This window comes from Brevundimonas guildfordensis, from assembly GCF_014836405.1.
Classification (GTDB): domain Bacteria; phylum Pseudomonadota; class Alphaproteobacteria; order Caulobacterales; family Caulobacteraceae; genus Brevundimonas; species Brevundimonas guildfordensis.
Genome location: NZ_JACSQU010000001.1, coordinates 1,358,799 through 1,380,567, shown reverse-complemented (window position 1 = coordinate 1,380,567; position 21,769 = coordinate 1,358,799). Strand labels below are relative to the sequence as shown.

Genomic DNA, 21,769 nt, shown 5'->3' with positions numbered 1-21,769 from the left:
ATTAGGAAATCATCATGGACGCTGAAGCCGCTAAGTACATCGGCGCTGGTCTGGCCACCCTCGGCATGATCGGCTCGGCCCTGGCCGTCGGCAACATCTTCGGCAACTTCCTGGCCGGCGCTCTGCGCAACCCGGCTGCTGCCGCCTCGCAAGTCGGCAACCTGTTCGTCGGCGCGGCTCTGGCCGAAGCCCTGGGCATCCTGGCCTTCGTGCTGGGCGTCCTGATGATCTTCGGCTGATCCCAGCCCACGATCTCTCAGAATCGGCGGCGCGCGGGCCTGACCTGCGCGCCGCTGTCCTGATCTAGCGAAGACGGTTCATGGCCAGCACACCCACACTTGACGTTCAGACCCCGGCGCCGGGCGACCTCCATGCGGAGACGCAGGCGACGGCCGAGCATGCCTCGGGCGGTCTGCCCCAGTTCGAATTCCAGCACTGGGCGGGCCAGATCGGCTATCTGCTGATCCTGTTCGTCCTTCTGTACGTCCTGGTCGCCAAGGTCTTCGCCCCGCGCCTGCGCAAGGTGATGGACGAACGCGCCGACACGATCGACACCGCGATCGCCGCCGCCCGCTCGGTCCAGACCGAAGCGGCCGCTCAAGCCGAGGCCGCCCGCGCCGAGGTGGACAAGGCCCGCGCCGACGCCCGCGCGACCGCTGTCGCCGCCAAGCAGCGCGTCACCGAAGAATTCAATGCGCGCCTGGCCGCCGATGAAGCCGTGGTCAACGCGCGCATCGCCGAAGCCGAAGGCGCCATCGCCAAGACCCGCGACGCCGCCATGGCGAACGTCTCGACCATCGCCTCAGACGCGGCGGGCGCCATGCTCGAGCGTCTGACCGGCAAGGCCGCGACCGACGCCGAACTGGCCGCCGCCATCAAGGGAGCCGCCTGATATGCCCGCCTTCCTGACCGGCCATTTCTATGATGTCGCCAACCCTGAACTGTGGGTCGCCGTCGGCCTGCTGATCTTCATCGCCATCGTGGTGATGGCGGGCGTGCCCAAGCTGGTCGCCACCAGCCTGGACGCCAAGGCCGCCAAGATCCAGGGCGACCTGGACGAGGCCGCTCGCCTGCGCGCCGAAGCTGAAGCCATGCTGGCCCAGATCCGTCAGGAGAAGGCCGAGGCCGAGGCCCAGGCCGCCGACCTGCTGGCCACCGCCGAAGCGGACGCCAAGCGTCTTGAAGCCGAAGCCAAGGCGCGTATCGAGGAATCGACCGCTCGCCGTCAGGCTCTGGCCGAGCGCCGGATCGCCCAGGCTGAGGCCGAGGCTACGCAAGAGGTCAAGGCTGCGGCCGCCGACCTGGCCGCCAAGGCCGCGCAACAGATCCTGGCCGCCCGCATCGCCGGCGCCAAGACCGACCCGCTGCTGGATCAGGCCATCGGCCAGATTGGCGGCAAGCTGAACTGATCGCGCAGGCGATCGATCAGCCCCAGAAAGCATCAGGCCCCGCCGTCGCCGGCGGGGCCTTTTGCTGTTCAGGATCCGGTTGTCGGGATCGAGGACGGTTTCGATGGCCCCCTAGTGTGCCGGAGCGGCCCCAATCGGAGCGGCGCCCCGCTTCTCGCGTTCGACCAGCCGGGCGTAGACGTTGCCCAGGACGGCGCCGAAGACCATATGCAGCGCCAGCATCCAGCCAATGGTGCCGAAGCCCGACGAGCCGGTGAAGGTCCGGTAGTCACCCACCATGGTGATGACCAACATCATGGCCACCCAGGCGCCCACGGCGAAGACGATGCCCTTGGTGATCGGCGTGGCGGTCGGCAGTCGCGGATAGACGACGCCGAACAATGACCCCAGGACGAAGGTGCCCATGACCAGGTGGATGGCCCACCCGGCCGCCATATTGCCCGGCATGCCGAACATCTGAGCGACGATCCCCGGGAAGGGGTCGAACATGTGATTGAGAAAGAGATTGGCGAGCTCAAGCACGGAAACCGCGACGGTAGCGACGAAGCCGGCGATGATTCCCTTTTTTACGCGTGACATCATGTGAACAGCGCCTCCCAACGCTTTCAACTTCGAGACTACGCGAGGGAGAGCATACGCCGTTCAGGGGCGCTCGGGAGTGAACCTCGTTCACATTCCCGTGTGAGCCTTAGCTTGGCCTTTATTGGCGGAAGGCGCGCCAGGTCCGGCGCAGGCGCCGGCGAAAGCGCGCCAGCGGGCGTCGACGGCGGCGCAACACCATCTTTTCGGCGCGCAGGGTCTGCTGCCAGAAGACCGGGGCGATCTCGGGCTTCTTCCGCATCAGGCGGCGGAAGGGATAGACCCATTTCGGCCGCGCGCGCTGGGCGCGGATGAACTGTCGCTTGGCCCACCAGGAGTTGCGCAGCACGATCACCAGACCCAGGGCGATGACGGGCACGCCGCCGGGGCCGGGCAGAGGGGCTATGATGATGCCCAGCAGGATGACCACGAAACCGACGGCCATGAGACCCAGCCGGCGCAGACGGCGCGCCAGCCCTGGACGGGGCGGCGGAGGCGGGCGCAGCGATGGCAGGACGAGGGTCACGGGGCGGGCGTCTCGGAATAGGGTTCGGTCGGCCAGGGGAGGGCCGATGATCAGTAAACGCACGAGACAAGGCCGAAAGGCGGCGTCGCCATGACGCTTTTGTAAGTCGGCCCATAAATGAAGAACGCCGTGTCCCGAAAGACACGGCGTTCCTTGCATTCAGGCTTGCAGGACCGATCAACCGGCCCGGTTGGAGCCTTCCGGCGCAGACCAGCGCAGGCGCGGCGCGCGGGCGGCGCGGGTCTCGTCCAGGCGCCGCAGGGGCGCATGGAAGGGGGCGCCCTTGAAGCGGTCGACGTCACCGGCCTTGGCGGCGCCCGCCAGCAGGCGCATGGCCTCGATGAAGCGATCCAGCTCGGCCTTGGACTCCGTCTCGGTCGGCTCGATCAGCATGGCGCCATGGACGACCAGCGGGAAATACATGGTCATCGGGTGGAAGCCCTCGTCGATCATCGCCTTGGCGAAGTCGAGCGTGGTGATGTCCGTGCCCTTCAGCCATTCGTCGTCGAACAGGGCCTCGTGCATGCACGGGCCTTCGGGGAAGGCCGGGCTCATCAGGTCCTCAAGGCGGGCCTTGATGTAGTTGGCGTTCAGGACGGCGTCCTCGGCGACCTGACGCAGGCCGTCCGAGCCGTGGCTCATCATGTAGGACAGGGCGCGCACATACATGCCCATCTGGCCCTGGAAGGCGCACAGGCGGCCGAAGGCCTGTTCGGCCTCGTCTTCCTCGCGCTCGACCAGCTTGTAGCCGTCGCCCGTGTTCACGACCCACGGCGCGGGCGCGAACGGGGCCAGGGCTTCCGACAGCACGACCGGACCAGCGCCCGGACCGCCGCCGCCGTGCGGCGTCGAGAAGGTCTTGTGCAGGTTGATGTGCATGGCGTCGACGCCCAGGTCGCCGGGGCGCACCCGGCCGACGATGGCGTTGAAGTTGGCGCCGTCGCAATAGAAGTAGGCGCCCGCCTCGTGGGTCAGGCGGCTGATCTCCAGGATGTCGCGCTCGAACAGGCCGCAGGTGTTCGGGTTGGTGACCATGATGGCCGCCACGTCCGGACCCAGCTTGGCGGCCAGATCGGCCACGTCGACGCGACCGTCGTCAGTCTGGGCCACTTCGACGACCGAATAGCCGACGAAGGCGGCGGTGGCCGGGTTGGTGCCGTGCGCCGAGGTCGGGACCAGCACCTTGCGGCGCTGCTCATGCTCGCCCTTGGCCTGGTGGGCGGCGCGGATGGCCATCAGGCCGCACAGTTCGCCGTGGGCGCCCGCCTTGGGCGACAGGGCCACAGCGGGCATCCCCGTCAGTGTCGTCAGCCAGTGGGCCAACTGGTCCATCAGCTCCAGCGCGCCCTGCACCGTCGACTGCGGCTGCAGCGGGTGGATGTCCGAGAAGCCCGGCAGGCGCGCCATCTTCTCGTTCAGGCGCGGGTTGTGCTTCATCGTGCACGAGCCCAGCGGATAGACGGCCAGGTCGATGGCGTGGTTCTTCTGGCTCAGGCGCACATAGTGGCGCATGGCCTCGGGCTCCGACAGGCCGGGCAGGCCGATCGGATCCTTGCGGACCAGGTCGCCCAGGTCCGAGCCGTCGTTGGCGGGCTTCGGCAGATCGACGCCGGTCTTGCCCCAGCCTTCGCCTTCAAAGATCAGCGGCTCGTCCTGAAGCAGGCCGCGCCCGCCGGTCAGGGTGGCGGGCTTGTAGTTGGCGTCCAGGCCTTCGTTGGGGGCGGTCGGACGGCCGACAGTGTTCATCGTGCTCATGATTCCAATCTCCCCTTAGGCGGCCAGGACCTTGGCGAGCGCACCCGCCAGGATCTTGATGTCGGCGTCCAGCGTCGTCTCGGTGGCGGCGACCAGCAGGACGTCGTCCAGGCCCGCATCCGGGTTCAGGCGGCTGTAGGGCACGCCGCACAGAACGCCGTTGTCGGCCATCGTCTGCACCACATCAGCGGCGTTCTTCGGCAGCTTGACCGCGAACTCGTTGAAGAAGCGCGGGGTCAGGATCTCGACGCCCGGAATGGCGGCGAGGGCGTCGCGGGTGGCGAGCGCCTTCTCGTGGTTGAGCAGAGCCAGCTGGCGCAGGCCCGTCTCGCCCAGCAGGCTCATGTGGATGCTGAACGCCAGGCAGCAGAGCCCAGAGTTGGTGCAGATGTTCGAGGTCGCCTTGTCGCGGCGGATGTGCTGCTCGCGCGTCGACAGGGTCAGGACGAAGCCGCGCTTGCCGTCGGCGTCCACCGTCTCGCCGCAGTAGCGGCCGGGCGTCTGGCGCAGCAGCTTCTCGCGGGTGGCGAACAGGCCGATGTAGGGGCCGCCGAAGTTCAGGGCGTTGCCGATCGACTGGCCCTCGGCCGCGACGATGTCGGCGCCCATTTCGCCCGGCGATTTCAGCAGGCCCATCGACACGGCCTCGGTCACCACGACGATCAGCAGGGCGCCCGCAGCCTGGGCGGCCTCGGCGATCTTGGTCACGTCGGTGGCGGTGCCGAACACGTTCGGGGTCTGGACGACGACGCAGGCCGTGTCCTTGTCGATGGCGGCGATGACGGCGTCTTCGGCGTCGACCGCGGGCGTCAGCGCCTGGGTCTCGACGCCGACGGCGTGGACCACGGTCTCGGTCGCCTTGACGTAGTGCGGGTGGACGCCGCCCGAGATGACGGCCTTGTTGCGGCGGGTCACGCGGGTGGCCATCAGCACGCCCTCGGCCATGGCGGTCGAGCCGTCATAAAGCGAGGCGTTGGCGACTTCCATGCCGGTCAGGTTCGCGACCTGGGTCTGGAACTCGTACAGGTACTGCAGGGTCCCTTGCGCGATTTCCGGCTGATAGGGGGTGTAGCTGGTCAGGAACTCCGACCGCTGGATCACATGGTCCACGGTGGCCGGGACGTGGTGCTTATAGGCGCCGGCGCCGCAGAAGAAGGGCACCGTGCCGGCCGTGGCGTTCTTGCCCGCCATGGCGCCGAGGGCGCGTTCGACCTCCAGTTCGCCCGCCACGCGGGGCAGGTCGACGAAGCCGTCGCGGCGCGCGGCCTGCGGCACGTCGATGAACAGGTCGTCGATGGAGTCGGCGCCGATGGCGGCCAGCATGGCCTCACGGTCGTCGGGCGTCAGGGGGAGGTAGCGCATTACAGGTCCTCGGCGGCATCCCGGAGGTCGCGGGGCGCGACGCTCCGGGAGCGCTTCAAGCGGCGGGAAATCCGGCGACCCCGGACCGGCGCGCCGCGCCGTCCGGGACGACAGCGGAACTTAGAGGGTGGTCAGGTAGGCGTCGTAGGCGGCGCGGTCCATCAGGCCGTCCAGCACCGAGGCGTCGGACACCTTGATCTTGGCGAACCAGCCTTCGCCCTCGGCGTCGGCGTTGACGGTTTCCGGGGCGGTCGCCAGCACGGCGTTGCCCTCGATCACTTCGCCCGCGATGGGGGCGTAGACGTCCGAGGCGGCCTTGACCGATTCCACGACGGCGAAGCTGTCGCCGACGGCGACGGTCTTGCCGGCTTCCGGCGTCTCAACGAACACCACGTCGCCCAGGGCGTCAGCGGCGTGCTTGGAGATGCCGACCGTGGCGACGTCGCCGTCCAGGCGAACCCACTCGTGATCCTTGGTGAACTTCATCTTGGTCTTCCTCATAGAGCCTGTGGCCCAGGCTTTGTTTCAAGGCGTCTACCCCGGCCCTGCGCCGAGGAGCGGAAGGAAAGGCGTTAGGCCTTCGGCTTCCGATAGTAGCGGGTCGCCACGAAGGGGGTGGCGACGACTTCGGCGGCGGCCGGACGGCCGCGCACCAGAGCCTTCAGCTCAGTGCCCAGCTCGGCGAAGGCCGGCGGGACGTAGCCCATGGCGATGTTGCGCCCCAGCGTCGGCGAGGGGCCGCCCGAGGTGATCTTGCCGATCACGGCGCCGTCCATGTCGGCGATCTCGGCGCCTTCGCGGGCCGGGGCGCCTTCCTTGACGTGCAGGCCCACGCGGACGCGGGCCGGCCCGTCGGCCAACTGCTTCAGGATGGTCTCAGCCCCAGCGAAGTCGGCGCGCTCCTTGCGCGACTTGGACAGGGCGAAGGTCAGGCCAGCCTCGACCGGGGTGGTCTCGGCGTCGACGTCGTGGCCATGCAGCGGCAGGCCGGCTTCCAGACGCAAGGAGTCGCGCGCGCCCAGGCCGACCGGCTTCACCCGCGCGTCCGACAGCAGCAGGTTCCACACCCGCTCGGCGGCGGCGTTGGGCAGCGAAATCTCATAGCCGTCCTCGCCGGTGTAGCCCGAGCGCGAGACGATGCAGTCTTCGTCGAACAGGCGAATGGCGCGGCAGTCCATGAAGCCCATGTCGGCCAGTTCGGCTGAGTGTGCGGCCATGACCTCGGCCGCCTCCGGGCCCTGGATGGCCAGCAAGGCGCGGTCCAGCACCTCCAGCTTGGCGTCGCCCGACAGCTCGGCGTTCAGGAAGGCGAAGTCCGCATCCTTGTTGCCCGCGTTGACCACGATGTAGAGACCGTCCTCGAACGGCTTGCCCGCCATCAGGTCGTCCATGACGCCGCCCTGCGAGTTCAGCAGCAGGGTGTATTTCTGCTTGCCGGGCTTCACGATCTCATAGTCGCCGGGCACGAAGCGTTCGAACTGCTTGATGGCGTCGGCGCCGGTGATCTTGGCCTGGCCCATGTGGGAGACGTCGAACAGGCCGGCGTGCTCGCGGGTCCAGCGGTGCTCGGCCAGCACCCCTTCATACTGGACCGGCATGTCATAGCCGCCGAAGCCGACCATGCGGGCGCCCAGCGCGCGATGCGCGGCGTTGAGGGGGGTGGTCTTAAGGGCCTGATCGCTCATGGCGTCGCCTCCGGTCGCGTGTTGCGGCGATAGCTTCGCCGTCGTCGCGCCCCCGCTGTCTCGAAGCCTGAGAGATTCCGACCGTTCCCGAAAAGGCTCGGCCTTGCTCCGTCGGCGCGCGTCGGGACCCTCCGATCCGTCAGCGACTTTCCAGCGTCCGTGCGCTTTCGCGGTCCTTTTGCCTGAGCGTTTCCGGGGCGGTTGCGCCTTCGGCTCCGGGCGCCGCGAACGGTCCCGATCTCTCCCGCGAGAGCGTTCGACCTAAGGCCCCGACTCCGGCGCAGAGTCAAGCGGCGCCGGACTTGCCGCGACCGATCCGAAGGGCCATGAGGGGCGGAACCGCGCTTCGCCCACAGGATTTGAAGGACGTCATGACCGCCCGCACCGATCTCGCCGCCCACCTCGCCTCCCTCGACCTGCCGCAGGGACTGGTCGCGACGCTGATGACGGCGGCCGCCGCCTGCGTCGAGATCCGCCAGGTGGTGGCGGGCGGCGCCCTGGTCGGCGCCCTGGGCGCATCGGGCGCCGTCAATGTGCAGGACGAAGAGCAGAAGAAGCTCGACGTCATCGCCGACGATCTGCTGACCGAGGCCCTGCTGGCCTGCCCGGCCGTGGCGGGCGTGGCGTCCGAGGAAAAGGACACGGTGCAGCCCTCGGCAAATGCGGCGGGCGAGTATCTGGTGCTGTTCGACCCGCTGGACGGCTCCTCCAACATCGACATCAATGCGCCGGTCGGCACCATCGTCTCGGTGCTGAAGGCGCCGTCGGCCCAGCCGAGCGAGGCCGACTTCCTGCAATCCGGCCGTCAGCAGGTCGCGGCGCTCTACGCCGTCTACGCCGGTCAGGCCATGCTGGTGCTGACCACGGGCAAGGGGGTGGCGGGCTTCACCCTGGCGCCCGACGGCCGCTGGCTGATGACGCATGAGGACATCCGCATCCCGGCGGATACGAAAGAGTTCGCCATCAACATGTCGAACCAGCGCCACTGGGCCGAGAGCGTCCAGCGCTACGTCGACGGCTGCCTGAAGGGCGCTGACGGCCCGCGCGGCAAGAATTTCAACATGCGCTGGGTCGCGGCGATGGTCGCCGACGTGCACCGCATCCTGATGCGCGGCGGCGTCTTCCTCTATCCGTGGGACAAGCGCGAGCCGAACAAGCCGGGCAAGCTGCGCCTCATGTACGAAGGCAACCCCATGTCCTTCCTGGTCGAGCAGGCGGGCGGCAAGTCCGCCACGGATGGCAAACAGGCCATCATGGACGTGATCCCGACCGAACTGCACCAGCGGGTGCCGGTCGTCCTCGGCTCGGCCAACGAAGTCGACCAGATCGCGGCGGCCTGACGCCATGGAGATCGCCGCCACCGACGCGCTCCTGGTCATCGACGCCCAGAACGACTTCTGCGAGGGCGGCGCCCTGGCGGTGCAGGGCGGGGCGGCGATCATGCCTTTGATCAACCAACTGGCCGAGCGGTTCGCGACCGTCATCGCCACCCAGGACTGGCATACGCCGGATCAGATCAGCTTCGCCTCCAACCATGCCGGTGCGGCGCCCTTCACGCAGATCGAGGTGGCCTATGGTCCTCAGATGCTGTGGCCGGATCACTGCGTGCAGGGGACGCCGGGGGCGGACTTCCATCCCGACGCAGCGCCTGCCGTGACCAAGGCGCTGGCCGTGGTCCGCAAGGGCTATAATCCGGCGGTCGATTCCTATTCCGGCTTTTATGAGAACGACCACAGGACGGCGACGGGTCTGGCGGGCCTGCTGCGCGATCTGGGCGTGAAGCGCGTCTTCCTGTGCGGCCTGGCCTATGACTACTGCGTCCGCTTCACCGCCGAGGACGCGATGCGGGAAGGGTTCGAGGCCGTGGTCATCGAAGACGCCTGCCGCGCGATCGCGCCGGACACGGCGGCGGCGGCCAAGGCCAGTTTCGCCGCGCTGGAGGTTGCCGAGATCGAAGCCGGATTGCTTCTCGGCTAAAGCGCCTATCTCCCTATATTCTGCGGGCATGCGACCGGTGGGCTATGGGAGTAAGGTGCACCCTTTATCGTTGGCCGTTCAGCTTGAGTGGGTGAAAACAAGCCACACGAAAGCTGAAGAGCATGCCGCGATTGCTGGTATGAGAAGGCGTAGCATCCAGACAGTCGCAGTAATGCTGGGGCTGTTGAAAGCGCGATGGTCGTCGGAATAGACGAAAGCGAAAGCAGGGATGTTCATAGGGCTCCATCCCTTGCCCCACACGCGCTGCCCACGACCTATGCCGCGATGACGAAGGCGGGCTGAACGCACCGTGACGTTGAACCAGCAGAGCTTTGCTGCAGCCAATAGGACGAAGGCGGTCAGGCCGATTATTTTGGTGAGCATGCTCAGTTCGCCGCCGCGTAGGCCTCGACCTCGGCGATCCGCGCGGCCTTGTCGGCATCGCCGAGGAAGCTGCCCTCGAAACTGTTCTTTGCCAGTTGCACCACCTGTTCGCGCGTCAGGCCGACCGCCTCGGCCAACTGGCTGTAGTTCGCGTTCACATAGCCGCCGAAATAGGACGGGTCGTCCGAGTTCAGGGTGACGTGCAGGCCCCGGCGCAGCATCTCGGGGACCGGGTGGTCCTTCAGATCCTTGACCACGCGAAGCTTCAGGTTCGACAGGGGGCAGACCGTCAGGGTCATCTGCTCGGCGGCCAGACGCGTGATCAGGGCCTCGTCCTCCATCGAGCGGTTGCCGTGGTCCATGCGGTCGATGTGCAGCAGATCCAGCGCCTCGCGGACGTATTCGGGCGGGCCTTCCTCGCCGGCGTGGGCGCACAGCTTCAGGCCCAGTTCGCGGGCGGCGGCGAAGACGCGCTGGAACTTCGACGGCGGGTGGCCGACCTCGGACGAATCCAGTCCGACGCCGATGAAGTGGTGCAGGTACGGCTTGCCGGCCTCCAGGGTGGCGAAGGCTTCGTCTTCGCTGAGGTGGCGCAGGAAGCTGAGGATCAGGCCGCTGGTCACGCCCAGCTCGGCCTTGGCCCGGTCCATGCCCGCGATCAGGCCCTCGACCATGACGGCGAAGGGCACGCCCCGGTCGGTGTGGGTCTGGGGATCGAAGAAGATCTCGGCGTGGCGGACGTTATCGGCGGCGGCGCGCTGGAAATAGGCGAAGGCCAGATCCTCGAAATCCTGACGGGTCAGCAGCACGGCCGCGCCCGCGTAATAGATGTCGAGGAAGTCCTGCAGGTTCGAGAAATCATAGGCCGCGCGCACGGCCTCGACGCTGTCATAGGGGATGGCGACGCCGTTCCTCTGCGCCAGCTCGAACATCAGTCCGGGTTCAAGACTGCCTTCGATGTGCAGGTGCAACTCGGCCTTGGGCAGGCCGGCGATGAAGGCGTCGAGGGACATGGGGGAGGCTCCTTGGCGGTCGCTTCCCCCTTATCACATTACATCCGCTCGGGCGTCTCGATGCCCAGCAGGCGCAGCGCCGTCTCCAACTGGTGCAGGGTCGCGGCGGCCAGAGCCAGGCGCGAGCCCTTGGTCGCATCGTCCGGCGCGACCAGGATCGGGCAGGCGGCGTAGAATTTCGAGAAGCTCTGCGCCAGCCGATAGGCGTGCTCGGCGATCAGGTTGGGCGAGCGCTTGTCATAGGCGTCGGCCGTGGCCGCGTCGAAGGCGTCCAGCGTCAGGGCCAGATCGCGTTCGGCGGCTTCCTCGATGACGATGGGGGCCAGCGCCACGCCCTGTTCGGCCGCCTTGCGCAGCAGGGATTTCACCCGCACGGCCTGATACAGCAGATAGGGGCCGGTCTTGCCCTCGAAGCTCATGAAGCGGTCGAGGTCGAAGACGTAGCTGGTGGTGCGGTTGTTCGACAGGTCCGAGAACTTCAGCGCGGCCACCGCCACCTTGTGGGCGATGTCCTCGAACTCTTCGGCGGGCAGGTCGTCGCCCAGCTTGGCCTCATGCAGGCGCTCGCGCGCTTTTTCCGTCGCCTGATCGATCAGGTCGCGCAGCTTCAGGACGCCGCCCGCGCGGGTCTTGAAGGGCTTGCCGTCGGCGCCGTTCATGGTGCCGAAGCCGAGGTGCTCCAGCGACTTCTCAGGCGCATAGCCGGCCAGATAGGCGGCGCGGAAGACCTGTTCGAAATGCTCGGCCTGACGCTCGTCGACGACGTAGAGGATCAGGTCGGGGCCGATCGACTTCTTGCGGTCCAGGATCGTGGCCAGGTCGGTCGTGCCGTACATGGCCGAGCCTTCCGAGCTGATGACCAGCAGCGGCGGGGGCGAGGGGGCCTCGATCACCGAGCCGTCGGCCAGCTTCTTCTTGCGCGTCTCGCCGTCGCGGGCGACGTGAACCACCTGGGCGCCGTCGTCCTCGACCAGCAGGCCCTTGGCCTTCAGGTCGGCGATCATCTCGTCCATCAGGGGATCTGCGTCGCTTTCGCCGTTCCACAAGTCGAAGTCGACCGACAGGTCGTCATACTCGCGCTTCAGCGCCTCGCGGCTGACGGCGACGAAGTGGCGCCACAGGGCGCGATAGCCGGGGCGCCCGCCCTGCAGTTCGGCGGTCGCCTTGCGGGCGCGGTCGCGGAAGGCGGGGTCTTCCTTGGCCTTGCCTGCCGCCAGCGGATAGAGGCGGTCGAGATCGGCCAGCGTCACCGGCGTCTCGGCCGGGAAGGGGCCGTCGCCCTCGGCCATGAAGGCGTCAGCCAGACCCTCGTCGCCGCAGGCCGTGATCAGCAGGCCCATCTGGAATCCCCAGTCGCCGAAGTGGGCGTCGCCAACCACTTCGTCGCCGCGCAGGCGGAACAGCCGCTTCAGGCTCTCGCCGATGATGGCGCTGCGCAGGTGGCCGACGTGCATCGGCTTGGCCACGTTCGGGCCGCCGTAGTCGATGACCACCTTGCGTGGCTCGACGCGCGAAGCGCCGGCAAGTTCTTCGTCAGCCGCGACCTCGGCCGCGCGCTGGGCCAGGGCGGCGTTCGACAGCTTCATGTTGATGAAGCCGGGACCGGCGACCTCGACCGAGGCCAGGCGCGGGTCGGCGGCCAGACGCTCGGCCACCTTGGCGGCCAGTTCGCGCGGATTGGCCTTCAGCGCCTTGGCGGCGGCCAAGGCGCCGTTCGACTGGAAGTCGGCTAGGTCGGGACGGTCGGACGCGGTGACGCGGGCCAGGGCCTTGTCCACGCCTTCGGCGGCGAAGGCGGCCCCGACCGCTTCGCTGAGAGAAGTCTTGAGGTCGGTCATGTCTTAGTTGGTCTGTTGGCCCGCAGTCGGGCGGAAGCGGCTGCCGGAACGGTTGAACTCGGCCATTTCGGGCGTGACCTCAAAGCCGATCAGGACCTCGAAGTGGCCGCCGCTGGTGGTGGCCTCGGCGCGCGGGATGACGATGGTCTGGCTGGCCTCGGCCTGGGTGCGGTCGGCGCCGCCGAAGGTCACCGGCAGATCGAAATATTCCTTGGCCAGAACGGCGGAGTTCCGCTCGGTCACGGCGATCCAGTAGCGATAGGTGCGGGCGTCGCCCTGCGCCTGCGGACCCTTGCCCAGGCTGAACAGCAAATTCATGTCCAGACGGATCGGATCGTCTTCGCGATAGGTGCAGTCCGAGGTCACGCCTTCGATCTCGCCGGTGAAGCCGACGCCGGTGGTCGTGGGACGCTCATAGTCCGACAGTTCGACGTAGCGGGCGGCGTCGTACAGAATCTTCACATAGGGGCAGGGGCCGGCGTTGGCGCGGCGGTTGAGCGGAGCGAAACGCATCGGGCGCGCCGGCGCCTTTTCAGCCTGCTGTCCCTGGCCCCTGCTCTGGGCCTCGGCGGCGTGGGGGATCAGCGCGGCCGTAAGAGAAAGGGCGGCGAGGGCGGTCAGGACGCGACGCATCAGGAGCTTTCCGGCAGTCGATGAAGGCGGGCCGATCAGACGCCCGAACGGGCCACGCTGGGTGGTGATAGCGGCTAAAGCGAGGCGCGGCAAACGGCGCGCGGACTTCCGGTGGCGATCCGGTGCGCAAAGGCCTAAGTTCGCGGTCATGAACGCGCCTGTCCCGCCCTCACAGTTTCAACGACGCTCCCTTACGGTCCGCATGGCGACGCCGCGCGGCTTCTGCGCCGGCGTCGATCGGGCCATCCAGATCGTCGAGCGCGCCATCGAGAAATATGGCGCTCCGGTCTATGTGCGCCATGAGATCGTCCACAACCGCCACGTCGTGGATCGGCTGAAGGGGCTGGGCGCCGTCTTCGTCAAGGAACTGGACGAGTGCCCGGACGACCGGCCAGTCGTTTTCTCGGCGCACGGCGTGCCCAAGTCGGTGCCCGCGACGGCGCGCTCGCGCGAGATGCTGTTCCTCGACGCCACCTGCCCGCTGGTGTCCAAGGTCCACGTCGAGGCCGAGCGCAATTTCGCGGCCGGCCGCCACGTCATCCTGATCGGCCACGCGGGCCACCCCGAGGTCGTCGGCACGATGGGCCAACTTCCCGCCGGGGCCATCAGTCTGGTGGAGACGGTCGAGGATGCGGAAGCCTTCCAGCGTCCCGGCGATCAGCCGCTGGCCTACGCCACCCAGACGACGCTGTCGGTGGACGATACGGCCGAGATCCTGGCGGCGCTGAAACGGCGCTTCCCCGAACTGCCCGACCCGCACAAGGAAGACATCTGTTACGCCACCACCAACCGTCAGGAGGCGGTTAAGCGTCTGGGCGACGGTTGCGGCCTGGTGCTGGTGGTGGGGTCGAAGAACTCGTCCAACTCGGCGCGGCTGGTGGATGTGGCGCTGAAGGCCGGGGCGGGCGACGCGCGTCTGGTCGATGATGCGGGCGATCTGGACTGGAGCTGGTTCCACGGGGTCGAGACGGTCGGCCTGACCGCCGGGGCCTCGGCGCCCGAACCGCTGGTGCAGGGGGTGATCGACGCCCTGAGGACCCGCTTCGACGTGACAGTGACCGAGGACGATGGCGCCCGCGAGACGGTGACCTTCAAACTGCCCCGCGCCCTGACGACCTGAACCGCACAAGAAAAAGGCGCGTCCGTCGAAACGAACGCGCCTCTAAAGTTTCGAACGCTTGGGGCCGCTTACAGGCCCGGCAGCTTGAACCGGGTGTCGCGACGCGGGGCGATGGTGATGCCTTCGCGGCCGCCGGTCAGCGCTTCCAGACGGGCGTGTTCGCTGGAGGGATCGATGGTCTTGGCGCCTTCGGGCGTCTGGGTGACCGTGGCGGCCTGGCTGGCGGGATCGTCCTTGCGCCAGAACATCAGGCGATTGGCCCAGCTTTCTTCCTTGTGCGCCAGATTGCCGAACTCGTCGTCGACGACATAGCGGGCCAGCGGATCGGCGCGGTCGGCGCCGGCCTCGGCGGCCAGGACCTGTTCGCCCGGCGTGCGGGTCACGGCCTGGCGCTGACCCAGCAGGATCTGGCGGGCGGCGCTTTCGGGGGCCAGTTCCTGCGGACGCGGTGCGCCCGGCGAGGGCGGGGTCAGGCCGTACTCAGGCGGCACAACCAGGGGGGCGCTGGCTACGGTGACGAATTCGTCCGGCACGACCTTGGTCAGGCCGATGCTCTGCTTCATCGATCCGCAAGCGCTCAGGCTGAGGGCCGCACCAGCGGCCAGGGTCGCGATCAGGACGGGACGGATACGCATGGGTCGTTCGGCTCCGGGAGGCGCGCCCATCGGGACGCTGGCTCGGGTCGATAAGTTAAGAGGGTGTGATTACGACTTTTCGTGGGCCGCGCCAACTGTCGTGCGACGCTCGGACAGGAAGCTGTCCAGGATCAGCAGTATGACGCCGACCGTGATGCCGCTGTCGGCCACGTTGAAGATCCAGGGGAACAGGCCGGTGCGCGAAAAATCGAGGAAGTCCACCACGCCGCCGAAGCGGATGCGGTCGATCACATTGCCGACGGCGCCGCCCATGACAAGGCCGATCGCGGCGACCAGCAGGCGGCGATCCGCCCGCAACGCCCACCAGGCCAGCAGGCCCGCCACCACGACCGAGAAGATGCTCAGGATCCAGCGCCCGGCGCCGCCGCCGAACAGGCCGAAGCTGACGCCCGTGTTCAGCACATAGGTCAGGTTGAAGACCGGGGGCGCGACCTCGGCGATGCGATAGCCGTCAGGAATGTGTGAGATATGGGCGGCGTCGATGGCCCCCAGCACCCAGGCCTTGGTCAACTGGTCCAGGATGATGACGGCCAGGGCGATGCCGTAGGCGCCCAGCGCGAGACGGGAAATCTTCATGTCCAGCCGGTTAGCAGGAAGACGTGCGGGGGCGAAGAGGGAAAGCGCAGACCACCCGATCATGGTCCCGGCCTTTCCCCCCGGTTTTCACTCGCTATAAGCGGGGCATGACCCAGCCTCATCCGTTGCCCCGCCTGTCCGCCGTCGCCGCAGACTACGATATCCTGCTCTGCGACGTCTGGGGCGTGATCCACAACGGCCGCGAGAGCTGGGCCGCCGCTTGCGACGCCCTGACGAAGTTCAACGAGAAGGGCGGCCATGTCGTCTTGATCTCCAACTCGCCGCGCCCGTCTTCGGACGTGGTGGCTCAACTGGACGGCCTGGGCGTGCCGCGCAGCGCCTGGAAGGCCTTTGTCACTTCGGGCGACGCCACCCGGATGGAGCTGGCGCGCCGCGCGCCCGGCCCGGCCTGGATCATTGGCCCGGAACGGGACTTCGCCCTGTATGAGGGCCTGGACCTGACCGACGCCCACGGCGCCGAAGACGCCGCCTTCATTTCCGTCACCGGGCCTTATGACGACACCACCGAGACGCCCGAGGACTATCGCGAACGTCTGGCGCCGGCGGCTGAACGCGGACTGGAGCTGATCTGCGCCAACCCCGATCGCGTGGTGCAGCGCGGCGACACGATCATCTATTGCGGCGGCGCCATCGCTGATCTGTACGAGTCGATGGGCGGGCGGGTGATCATGGCGGGCAAGCCGTTCGCTCCGATCTACGCCCTGGCGCTGAAGGAAGCCGAGAAGCTGCTGGGCGGTCCGGCGGATCGCTCGCGTGTGCTGTGCATCGGCGACGGGGTGGTGACCGATGTCCTCGGCGCCGCCGAGCAGGCGCTGGACTGCCTGTTCATCGCCCAGGGCATCCACGGCGACGCGGCCAAGGCGGCCGACGGGACCCTGGATCCGGCCCGCGCGGCGGAATTGCTCCGAGCCGAGACGACGTTCGCTCGCTACGCCGCGCTGGAACTGACCTGGTAAGTCTCGCCATTTCGTCGCTCCTGCCTTAAAGGCCGCACATGGTTGATCTGGTCCAAGCGCACCCCTCGGGGGGCTACATCCTCGACGAACTCCACGTCGGCATGGCCGCCGAGAAGACGGTCCACGTCACGGAAGAGCGGATTCGTCTGTTCGCCGAGGCGTCCGACGACTTCAATCCGGTGCATCTGGATGAGGCCTTCGCCGCCAAGACGGCCTATCGCGGCCGCATCGCCCACGGCCTGCTGTCGGCGGCCTTCGGTTCGGCGGTGGTGGGAACGATCCTGCCGGGCGCGGGCTCGATCTACATCTCCCAGACGCTGGCTTTCCACTTCCCGGTGCGCATCGGCGACACGGTGCGGATCGTCATCACCGTCATCGCCCTGGACCATGACAGCGCGCGCGGCGAACTGCGCTGCGAAGGCTTTGTCGAGGACAAGCTGGTCATGGACGGCGTGGCCGTCGTGCGCGTGCCGCGTCGCCGCAAGCCTTCGGCCCGCTGAAAGCCGAGGCGATGGTCTCCAAGGAAGTCGAGGTCATCCGCGGCTGGCGCGGCCTGACGGACGCGCAGAAGGGGGCGGCCGTCGCCGTCGGGGCTTTCGACGGCGTGCATCGCGGCCATCAGGCGGTCATCGCCTCGGCGCGCGAGGCGGCGGAACGCCTGGGCGTGCCCCTGGCCGTGGTCAGCTTCGATCCTCATCCGCGCCGTCTGTTCCAGCCCGAGGCGGCGCCCTTTCGCCTGATGACGCCGGACCAGATGGCCCGCGCTCTGGCGCCGCTGGGCGTCGACCGCCTGTATCTGCTGCCGTTTGACCGCGAGATGGCCGGCATGTCGGACGAGGAGTTCGCCCGCCGCGTCCTGTCCGAAGGTCTGGGGATCGTCCACGCCGCCGTCGGCTTCGACTTCACCTTCGGCAAGGGCCGCTCAGGCTCGCCGGCCCTGCTGCGGACCTACGGCGAGACGCTGGGCTTCACCGTCTCCGTCACCGACCGCATCGACGACGCCTCGGGGCTCAAGCTGTCGTCCAGCGCCGTGCGAGAGGCGTTGAAGGCCGGCGACATGGACCGCGCCGCCGTCATCCTGGGCCGGCCGTTCGCCATTCAGGGCGAGGTGATCCACGGCGACAAGCGCGGGCGCACCATCGGCGTGCCCACCGCCAACATGGCCATGGGCGACTATATGCGCCCCGCCTATGGGGTCTATGCGACGCGCACCCGCCTGCCGGACGGGCGAGTCATCAACGGCGTCGCCAATCTGGGCGTCCGCCCGATGTTCGAGATCGAACAGCCCCTGCTGGAAGTCTGGCTGCTGGACTTCAATGAGAGCCTCTACGGTCAGGTGCTGGAGACCGAACTGATCGCCTTCCTGCGCGGCGAGATGAAGTTCGACGGCCTCGACGCGCTCAAGGTTCAGATCGACGCCGACGCCGCCGCCGCGAGGGCCGTACTGGGCTGACGCCTCAGCCCGGCGCCTTTTCGGCGATGGCCATCAGGTCATCATGCAGCGACTTGCCCTTGTCGTCGATGACGTCGGCGATGCGCCACATCGGGCCTTCCTTCAGCAGCTTGAGCGTCTGGCGGTGGTCTTTGCCGGCGTTGGCGAAAACGACCTCGGCGGTCGCGGCCTGCGGGCCGTCGGGCGTCATCGTCACGCTCTTCAGGGCGAAGGCCTCGGCGTCCTGGCAGGCGCAGATCGGATCGTAGTTGAGGTGAGGCGCGCTTTTCTTGCGTTTGGCTTCGCGGTCGTCGACACCGATCAGGGCGTTCATGGTGCGCGAATAGAGCGGGTCGCGGCCGGGGGTGATGGTCGCTTCGGCCGGGTCGGGCGTGTCCTTCGGCTCGCTGACGCGGGCGTAGAGGGCGCGCACGAAGGCTTCGGCGTCTTTTTCGCCCGCCGCATAGACGGCGGCGCGGCCGGTCAGGGCGGGGGCCGCCGATTCCGCAGGGGCAGGGGCGCTCTTCTGTTCCGAGCAGGCGGCCGCTGTCAGGGCCAACACGGCCGCCGTCGCCAAGGCTTGAACACGCATCGGATCCCTCTCCCATCTGTTCGTCTGGACTATGGCGCAGGGGGCGCGGGGTCTGCTAGAGCTTTCCCATCATGACCGTTCGCGTGATCCGTCCGATTTCGATTAGCCGCCCGGCGTAGCGCTGCAGGGCTGACAGCCCCGCGCACGTCGGGATTTCTCGAAACATTCCGCCGAGACGACGCCGCCTTGAGCCATCAGGGCATGGGCCGTCCGGCGCCTTCACGCTAGACTGACGCCTGACGCCGCTTTTCAAGCGGCCGCGCGCGACAAGACGAAAAGACATCTCATGGCCGACGCCGACACTCAGACCCCTTCCGGCCGCGACTATCGCGACACCGTCTTCCTGCCCGAGACGCCGTTCCCCATGCGCGGGGGGCTGCCCAAGAAGGAGCCGGAAATCCTGGCCCAGTGGGGCGACCTCTACGGTCATCTGCGGAGCGTCCGTCAGGCCCAAAAGGCGCCGCTGTATGTGCTGCACGACGGCCCGCCCTACGCCAACGGCGACATCCACATCGGCCACGCCCTGAACAAGACGCTGAAGGACTTCGTGGTCCGCTCGCGCTTCCTGCTGGGTTACGACGTCGACTACGTCCCCGGCTGGGACTGCCACGGCCTGCCGATCGAGTGGAAGATCGAGGAGCAGTTCCGCGCCAAGGGCCGCCGCAAGGATGAGGTCTCCAAGGAGGAGTTCCGCACCGCCTGCCGCGAGTACGCCGGCAAATACATCGACCTGCAGCGCGACCAGTTCCTGCGTCTGGGCATCACCGGCGACTTCGCCAATCGCTACGCCACCATGGACTTCACGTCCGAGGCGGCCATCGTCGCGGAGTTCCACAAGTTCAAGAACTCGGGCCAGCTGTATCGCGGCTCCAAGCCGGTGATGTGGTCGCCGGTCGAGCGCACGGCGCTGGCCGACGCCGAGGTCGAGTATCATGACCACGTCTCGCCCACCGTCTGGGTGAAGTTCCCGGTGGTCGGCGCGACGGACAGCCACCCGGACGACCTGCTGGCCTTTCGCACGGCGACGCCGTCGATCGTGATCTGGACCACCACGCCGTGGACCATCCCGGCCAACCGCGCGATCAGCTACGGCCCCGAAATCAACTACGGCCTGTATGAGGTCACGGCCCTGGAAGAAGGGCTGGACTATGAGCCCTGGGCCAAGCCGGGCGACCGCTTCATCATCGCCGACAAACTGGCCGAAGAGGTGTTCAAGGCCGCCAAGATCGCCGCCTGGACGCGCGTCTACGACATCGACCCGTCGGGTCTGGAATGCGCCCACCCGCTGGCCGCGCTGGACAGCGGGTACGGCTTCTCCGTGCCGCTGCTGGCGGGCGACCACGTCACGGACGACGCCGGGACCGGCTTCGTCCACACGGCGCCGGGCCACGGCGCGGACGACTTCGCCGTCTGGCTGGCCCACGGTCATCGCGAGGTGCCGGACACGGTCGATCCCGACGGCGCCTATTATGAGCACGTTCCCCTGTTCGCGGGTCTGAAGGTGCTGGAGACCGAAGGCAAGAAGACCGGCAAGTTCGGTCCCGCCAACGGCGCGGTGATGGAGAAGCTGATCGAGGCCGGCAACCTGCTGGCGCGCGGCCGGATGGAGCACTCCTATCCGCATTCGTGGCGCTCGAAGGCCCCCATCATCTTCCGCAATACGCCGCAGTGGTTCATCCGCATGGATGAGGCGCTGGAGGACGGCGACACCCTGCGCGACCGCGCCCTGAACGCCATCGACGCCACCGCCTTCCATCCGGCGGCGGGCAAGAACCGCATCCGCTCGATGGTCGAGGGCCGCCCCGACTGGCTGATCAGCCGTCAGCGCGCCTGGGGCACTCCGCTGGCCATGTTCGTCGACAAGCAGACCGGCCAGCCGCTGCACGATCCCGAGGTCGACGCCCGCATCGTCAAGGCCGTGGCCGAAGGCGGCGCCGACGTCTGGTTCTCGGCCCCCGACGCCGACTTCCTAGGTGCGCACGATCCTGAGCGGTTCGAGAAGGTCACCGACATCCTCGACGTGTGGTTCGACTCAGGCTCGACCCACGCCTTCACGCTGGACCCGCGCACGGCCGAGAGCGGCTACACGGGCGACCGCCCGTCGCACTGGCCCGCCGACCTCTATCTGGAAGGCTCGGACCAGCACCGCGGCTGGTTCCAGTCGTCGCTGCTGGAAGGCTGCGGCACGCGCGGGCGGGCGCCGTTCAAGGCCGTCCTGACCCACGGCTTCACCCTCGACGAGAACGGCGAGAAGCAGTCCAAGTCGCGCGGCAATACGGTCGATCCGCTGACCGTCATCAAGGAGTCGGGCGCCGACATCCTGCGCCTGTGGGTGGCCCTGGTCGACTATTCCGACGATCAGCGCATCGGCAAGCAGATACTGCAGACCACGGTCGACGCCTATCGCAAGCTGCGCAACACCGTCCGCTATCTGCTGGGCGCGCTGAACGGCTTCGACGAGGCCGAGCGCCTGCCTTACGACCAGATGCCCCCGCTGGAGCAGTTCATCCTGCACCGCCTGTGGGAACTGGATGGCCAGGTGCGCGGGGCCTACGAGGAGTATCGCTTCCAGGACGTGGTGCGACCGGTGCTGGAGTTTTGCTCGGGCGACCTGTCGGCCCTCTATTTCGACGTGCGCAAGGACAGCCTTTATTGCGACCGTCCCGACAGCATCAAGCGCCGCGCCGTGCGCACGGTGATGGATGAGGTGTTCGCTCGCCTGACCGCCTGGCTGGCGCCGCTGACGCCCTTCACCATGGACGAGGCGTGGACGACTCGCTTCCCCGACGCCGGCACCAACTGCGCGCGGATGATCCCCGAGACGCCGGACCAGTGGCGCAACACGGCCGAGGCCGAACGCTGGGCCAACGTCGAGACGGTGCTGGAGGTCGTCAACGAGGCGCTGGAAGCGGCGCGACGCGACAAGGCCATCGGCGGGGCGCTGGACGCCTGGCCGGTGGTGACGGCTCCGGCCGAACTGCTGGCCCCGTTCGAAGGGCTGGACGCCGCCGAGGTGTTCCGCACCTCGGGCGCCGAACTGGTCGCTGGGGGCGATGCGGTGACCGTCGAGGTCAAGCTGGCTGATCATCCAAAGTGCGCCCGCTCATGGCGCCGGGTGCCGGATGTCGGCTCGGACGTCGATTATCCCGACCTGTCGGCCCGGGATGCTGACGCGGTCCGCTGGCTGGACGCGCAAAAGGCTTAAAGGATCAGGCCCCTTCGTTTCGACGGAGGGGCCTTTTTCGTCTTTCGCGA

The 21,769-nt window shown here is 67.9% G+C and carries 22 protein-coding genes and 1 riboswitch; of the genes, 10 read left to right on the top strand and 12 right to left on the bottom strand.

The genetic code is table 11. From position 1 onward, the window contains the following. The first annotated feature begins 14 nt into the window (after positions 1–14). From H9656_RS06705 to H9656_RS06695, 3 genes are all read left to right on the top strand, one after another. On the top strand, positions 15–239 hold the full coding sequence (locus H9656_RS06705) for a F0F1 ATP synthase subunit C (RefSeq protein ID WP_003168985.1): 225 nt from the start codon (positions 15–17) through the stop codon (positions 237–239). Positions 240–319: 80 nt separating this feature from the next. Further along, positions 320–892: a F0F1 ATP synthase subunit B family protein gene (locus H9656_RS06700; RefSeq protein WP_025978383.1), complete on the top strand. Its 573-nt coding sequence runs from the start codon at positions 320–322 to the stop codon at positions 890–892. A gap of 1 nt (position 893) precedes the next feature. After that, positions 894–1,409 (top strand): F0F1 ATP synthase subunit B, encoded by a 516-nt coding sequence (locus tag H9656_RS06695; RefSeq protein ID WP_191743396.1) that lies wholly within the window; start codon positions 894–896, stop codon positions 1,407–1,409. 111 nt (positions 1,410–1,520) lie between these two features. Here H9656_RS06695 and H9656_RS06690 read toward each other — a convergent pair whose 3' ends face one another. From H9656_RS06690 to gcvT, 6 genes are all read right to left on the bottom strand, one after another. Further along, the gene (locus tag H9656_RS06690) at positions 1,521–1,991 is read right to left on the bottom strand and encodes a DUF6789 family protein (protein WP_191743395.1); all 471 of its coding nucleotides are present in this window, start codon (positions 1,989–1,991) and stop codon (positions 1,521–1,523) included. Positions 1,992–2,109: 118 nt separating this feature from the next. After that, positions 2,110–2,433, bottom strand: a complete 324-nt coding sequence (locus tag H9656_RS06685) for a PGPGW domain-containing protein (protein ID WP_191743394.1) — start codon at positions 2,431–2,433, stop codon at positions 2,110–2,112. A gap of 258 nt (positions 2,434–2,691) precedes the next feature. After that, entirely contained in the window at positions 2,692–4,269 is a 1,578-nt protein-coding gene (gcvPB, locus tag H9656_RS06680; RefSeq protein ID WP_191743393.1) for an aminomethyl-transferring glycine dehydrogenase subunit GcvPB, read from the bottom strand. Between the two features lie 15 nt (positions 4,270–4,284). After that, positions 4,285–5,631, bottom strand: coding sequence for an aminomethyl-transferring glycine dehydrogenase subunit GcvPA (gcvPA, locus tag H9656_RS06675; protein ID WP_191743392.1), 1,347 nt, complete (start codon positions 5,629–5,631; stop codon positions 4,285–4,287). 120 nt (positions 5,632–5,751) lie between these two features. Continuing rightward, positions 5,752–6,117 (bottom strand): glycine cleavage system protein GcvH, encoded by a 366-nt coding sequence (gene gcvH / locus H9656_RS06670; RefSeq protein ID WP_191743391.1) that lies wholly within the window; start codon positions 6,115–6,117, stop codon positions 5,752–5,754. A gap of 86 nt (positions 6,118–6,203) precedes the next feature. Continuing rightward, positions 6,204–7,316, bottom strand: a complete 1,113-nt coding sequence (gene gcvT / locus H9656_RS06665; protein WP_191743390.1) for a glycine cleavage system aminomethyltransferase GcvT — start codon at positions 7,314–7,316, stop codon at positions 6,204–6,206. 160 nt (positions 7,317–7,476) lie between these two features. Next, a riboswitch (glycine riboswitch) is annotated at positions 7,477–7,573 on the bottom strand. A gap of 114 nt (positions 7,574–7,687) precedes the next feature. On the opposite strand from gcvT, the gene H9656_RS06660 reads away from it, so the two are divergent. After that, complete coding sequence (locus tag H9656_RS06660; protein ID WP_191743389.1) at positions 7,688–8,656, top strand: class 1 fructose-bisphosphatase; 969 nt, start codon at positions 7,688–7,690, stop codon at positions 8,654–8,656. Positions 8,657–8,660: 4 nt separating this feature from the next. Continuing rightward, the gene (gene pncA / locus H9656_RS06655; protein WP_191743388.1) at positions 8,661–9,293 is read left to right on the top strand and encodes a bifunctional nicotinamidase/pyrazinamidase; all 633 of its coding nucleotides are present in this window, start codon (positions 8,661–8,663) and stop codon (positions 9,291–9,293) included. A 386-nt stretch (positions 9,294–9,679) separates the two neighbouring features. On the opposite strand, the gene H9656_RS06650 is transcribed toward pncA, so the two are convergent. From H9656_RS06650 to H9656_RS06640, 3 genes are read right to left on the bottom strand one after another with little or no spacing between them, the layout of a single operon-like run. Then, entirely contained in the window at positions 9,680–10,690 is a 1,011-nt protein-coding gene (locus H9656_RS06650) for an adenosine deaminase (protein ID WP_191743387.1), read from the bottom strand. A gap of 38 nt (positions 10,691–10,728) precedes the next feature. Further along, a complete protein-coding gene (argS, locus tag H9656_RS06645) occupies positions 10,729–12,528 on the bottom strand; it encodes an arginine--tRNA ligase (protein WP_191743386.1) in 1,800 nt (599 codons plus the stop codon). A gap of 3 nt (positions 12,529–12,531) precedes the next feature. Then, the gene (locus H9656_RS06640) at positions 12,532–13,161 is read right to left on the bottom strand and encodes a Tat pathway signal sequence domain protein (protein WP_191743385.1); all 630 of its coding nucleotides are present in this window, start codon (positions 13,159–13,161) and stop codon (positions 12,532–12,534) included. Positions 13,162–13,309: 148 nt separating this feature from the next. Between H9656_RS06640 and ispH the strand changes: the two genes are divergently transcribed. Further along, a complete protein-coding gene (gene ispH / locus H9656_RS06635; RefSeq protein WP_191743384.1) occupies positions 13,310–14,281 on the top strand; it encodes a 4-hydroxy-3-methylbut-2-enyl diphosphate reductase in 972 nt (323 codons plus the stop codon). Positions 14,282–14,349: 68 nt separating this feature from the next. Here the strand turns inward: ispH and H9656_RS06630 are convergent, their stop codons facing one another. Then, positions 14,350–14,916, bottom strand: a complete 567-nt coding sequence (locus tag H9656_RS06630) for a DUF3035 domain-containing protein (protein WP_191743383.1) — start codon at positions 14,914–14,916, stop codon at positions 14,350–14,352. Between the two features lie 69 nt (positions 14,917–14,985). Then, complete coding sequence (gene lspA, locus H9656_RS06625; RefSeq protein WP_191743382.1) at positions 14,986–15,513, bottom strand: signal peptidase II; 528 nt, start codon at positions 15,511–15,513, stop codon at positions 14,986–14,988. 107 nt (positions 15,514–15,620) lie between these two features. Between lspA and H9656_RS06620 the strand changes: the two genes are divergently transcribed. Genes H9656_RS06620 through H9656_RS06610 form a run of 3 tightly spaced genes read left to right on the top strand, consistent with a single transcriptional unit; the run spans position 15,621 to position 17,943 of the window. Continuing rightward, complete coding sequence (locus H9656_RS06620) at positions 15,621–16,490, top strand: TIGR01459 family HAD-type hydrolase (protein ID WP_191743381.1); 870 nt, start codon at positions 15,621–15,623, stop codon at positions 16,488–16,490. A 38-nt stretch (positions 16,491–16,528) separates the two neighbouring features. Continuing rightward, positions 16,529–16,990 (top strand): MaoC family dehydratase, encoded by a 462-nt coding sequence (locus H9656_RS06615; RefSeq protein WP_191743380.1) that lies wholly within the window; start codon positions 16,529–16,531, stop codon positions 16,988–16,990. An 11-nt stretch (positions 16,991–17,001) separates the two neighbouring features. Beyond that, positions 17,002–17,943, top strand: coding sequence for a bifunctional riboflavin kinase/FAD synthetase (locus H9656_RS06610; RefSeq protein ID WP_191743379.1), 942 nt, complete (start codon positions 17,002–17,004; stop codon positions 17,941–17,943). Between the two features lie 4 nt (positions 17,944–17,947). Here the strand turns inward: H9656_RS06610 and H9656_RS06605 are convergent, their stop codons facing one another. Then, a complete protein-coding gene (locus tag H9656_RS06605) occupies positions 17,948–18,514 on the bottom strand; it encodes a DUF3828 domain-containing protein (RefSeq protein WP_191743378.1) in 567 nt (188 codons plus the stop codon). Positions 18,515–18,800: 286 nt separating this feature from the next. Here H9656_RS06605 and ileS point away from each other — a divergent pair, with 286 nt between their 5' ends. Further along, the gene (ileS, locus tag H9656_RS06600) at positions 18,801–21,719 is read left to right on the top strand and encodes an isoleucine--tRNA ligase (protein WP_191743377.1); all 2,919 of its coding nucleotides are present in this window, start codon (positions 18,801–18,803) and stop codon (positions 21,717–21,719) included. The last annotated feature ends 50 nt before the right edge of the window (positions 21,720–21,769 follow it).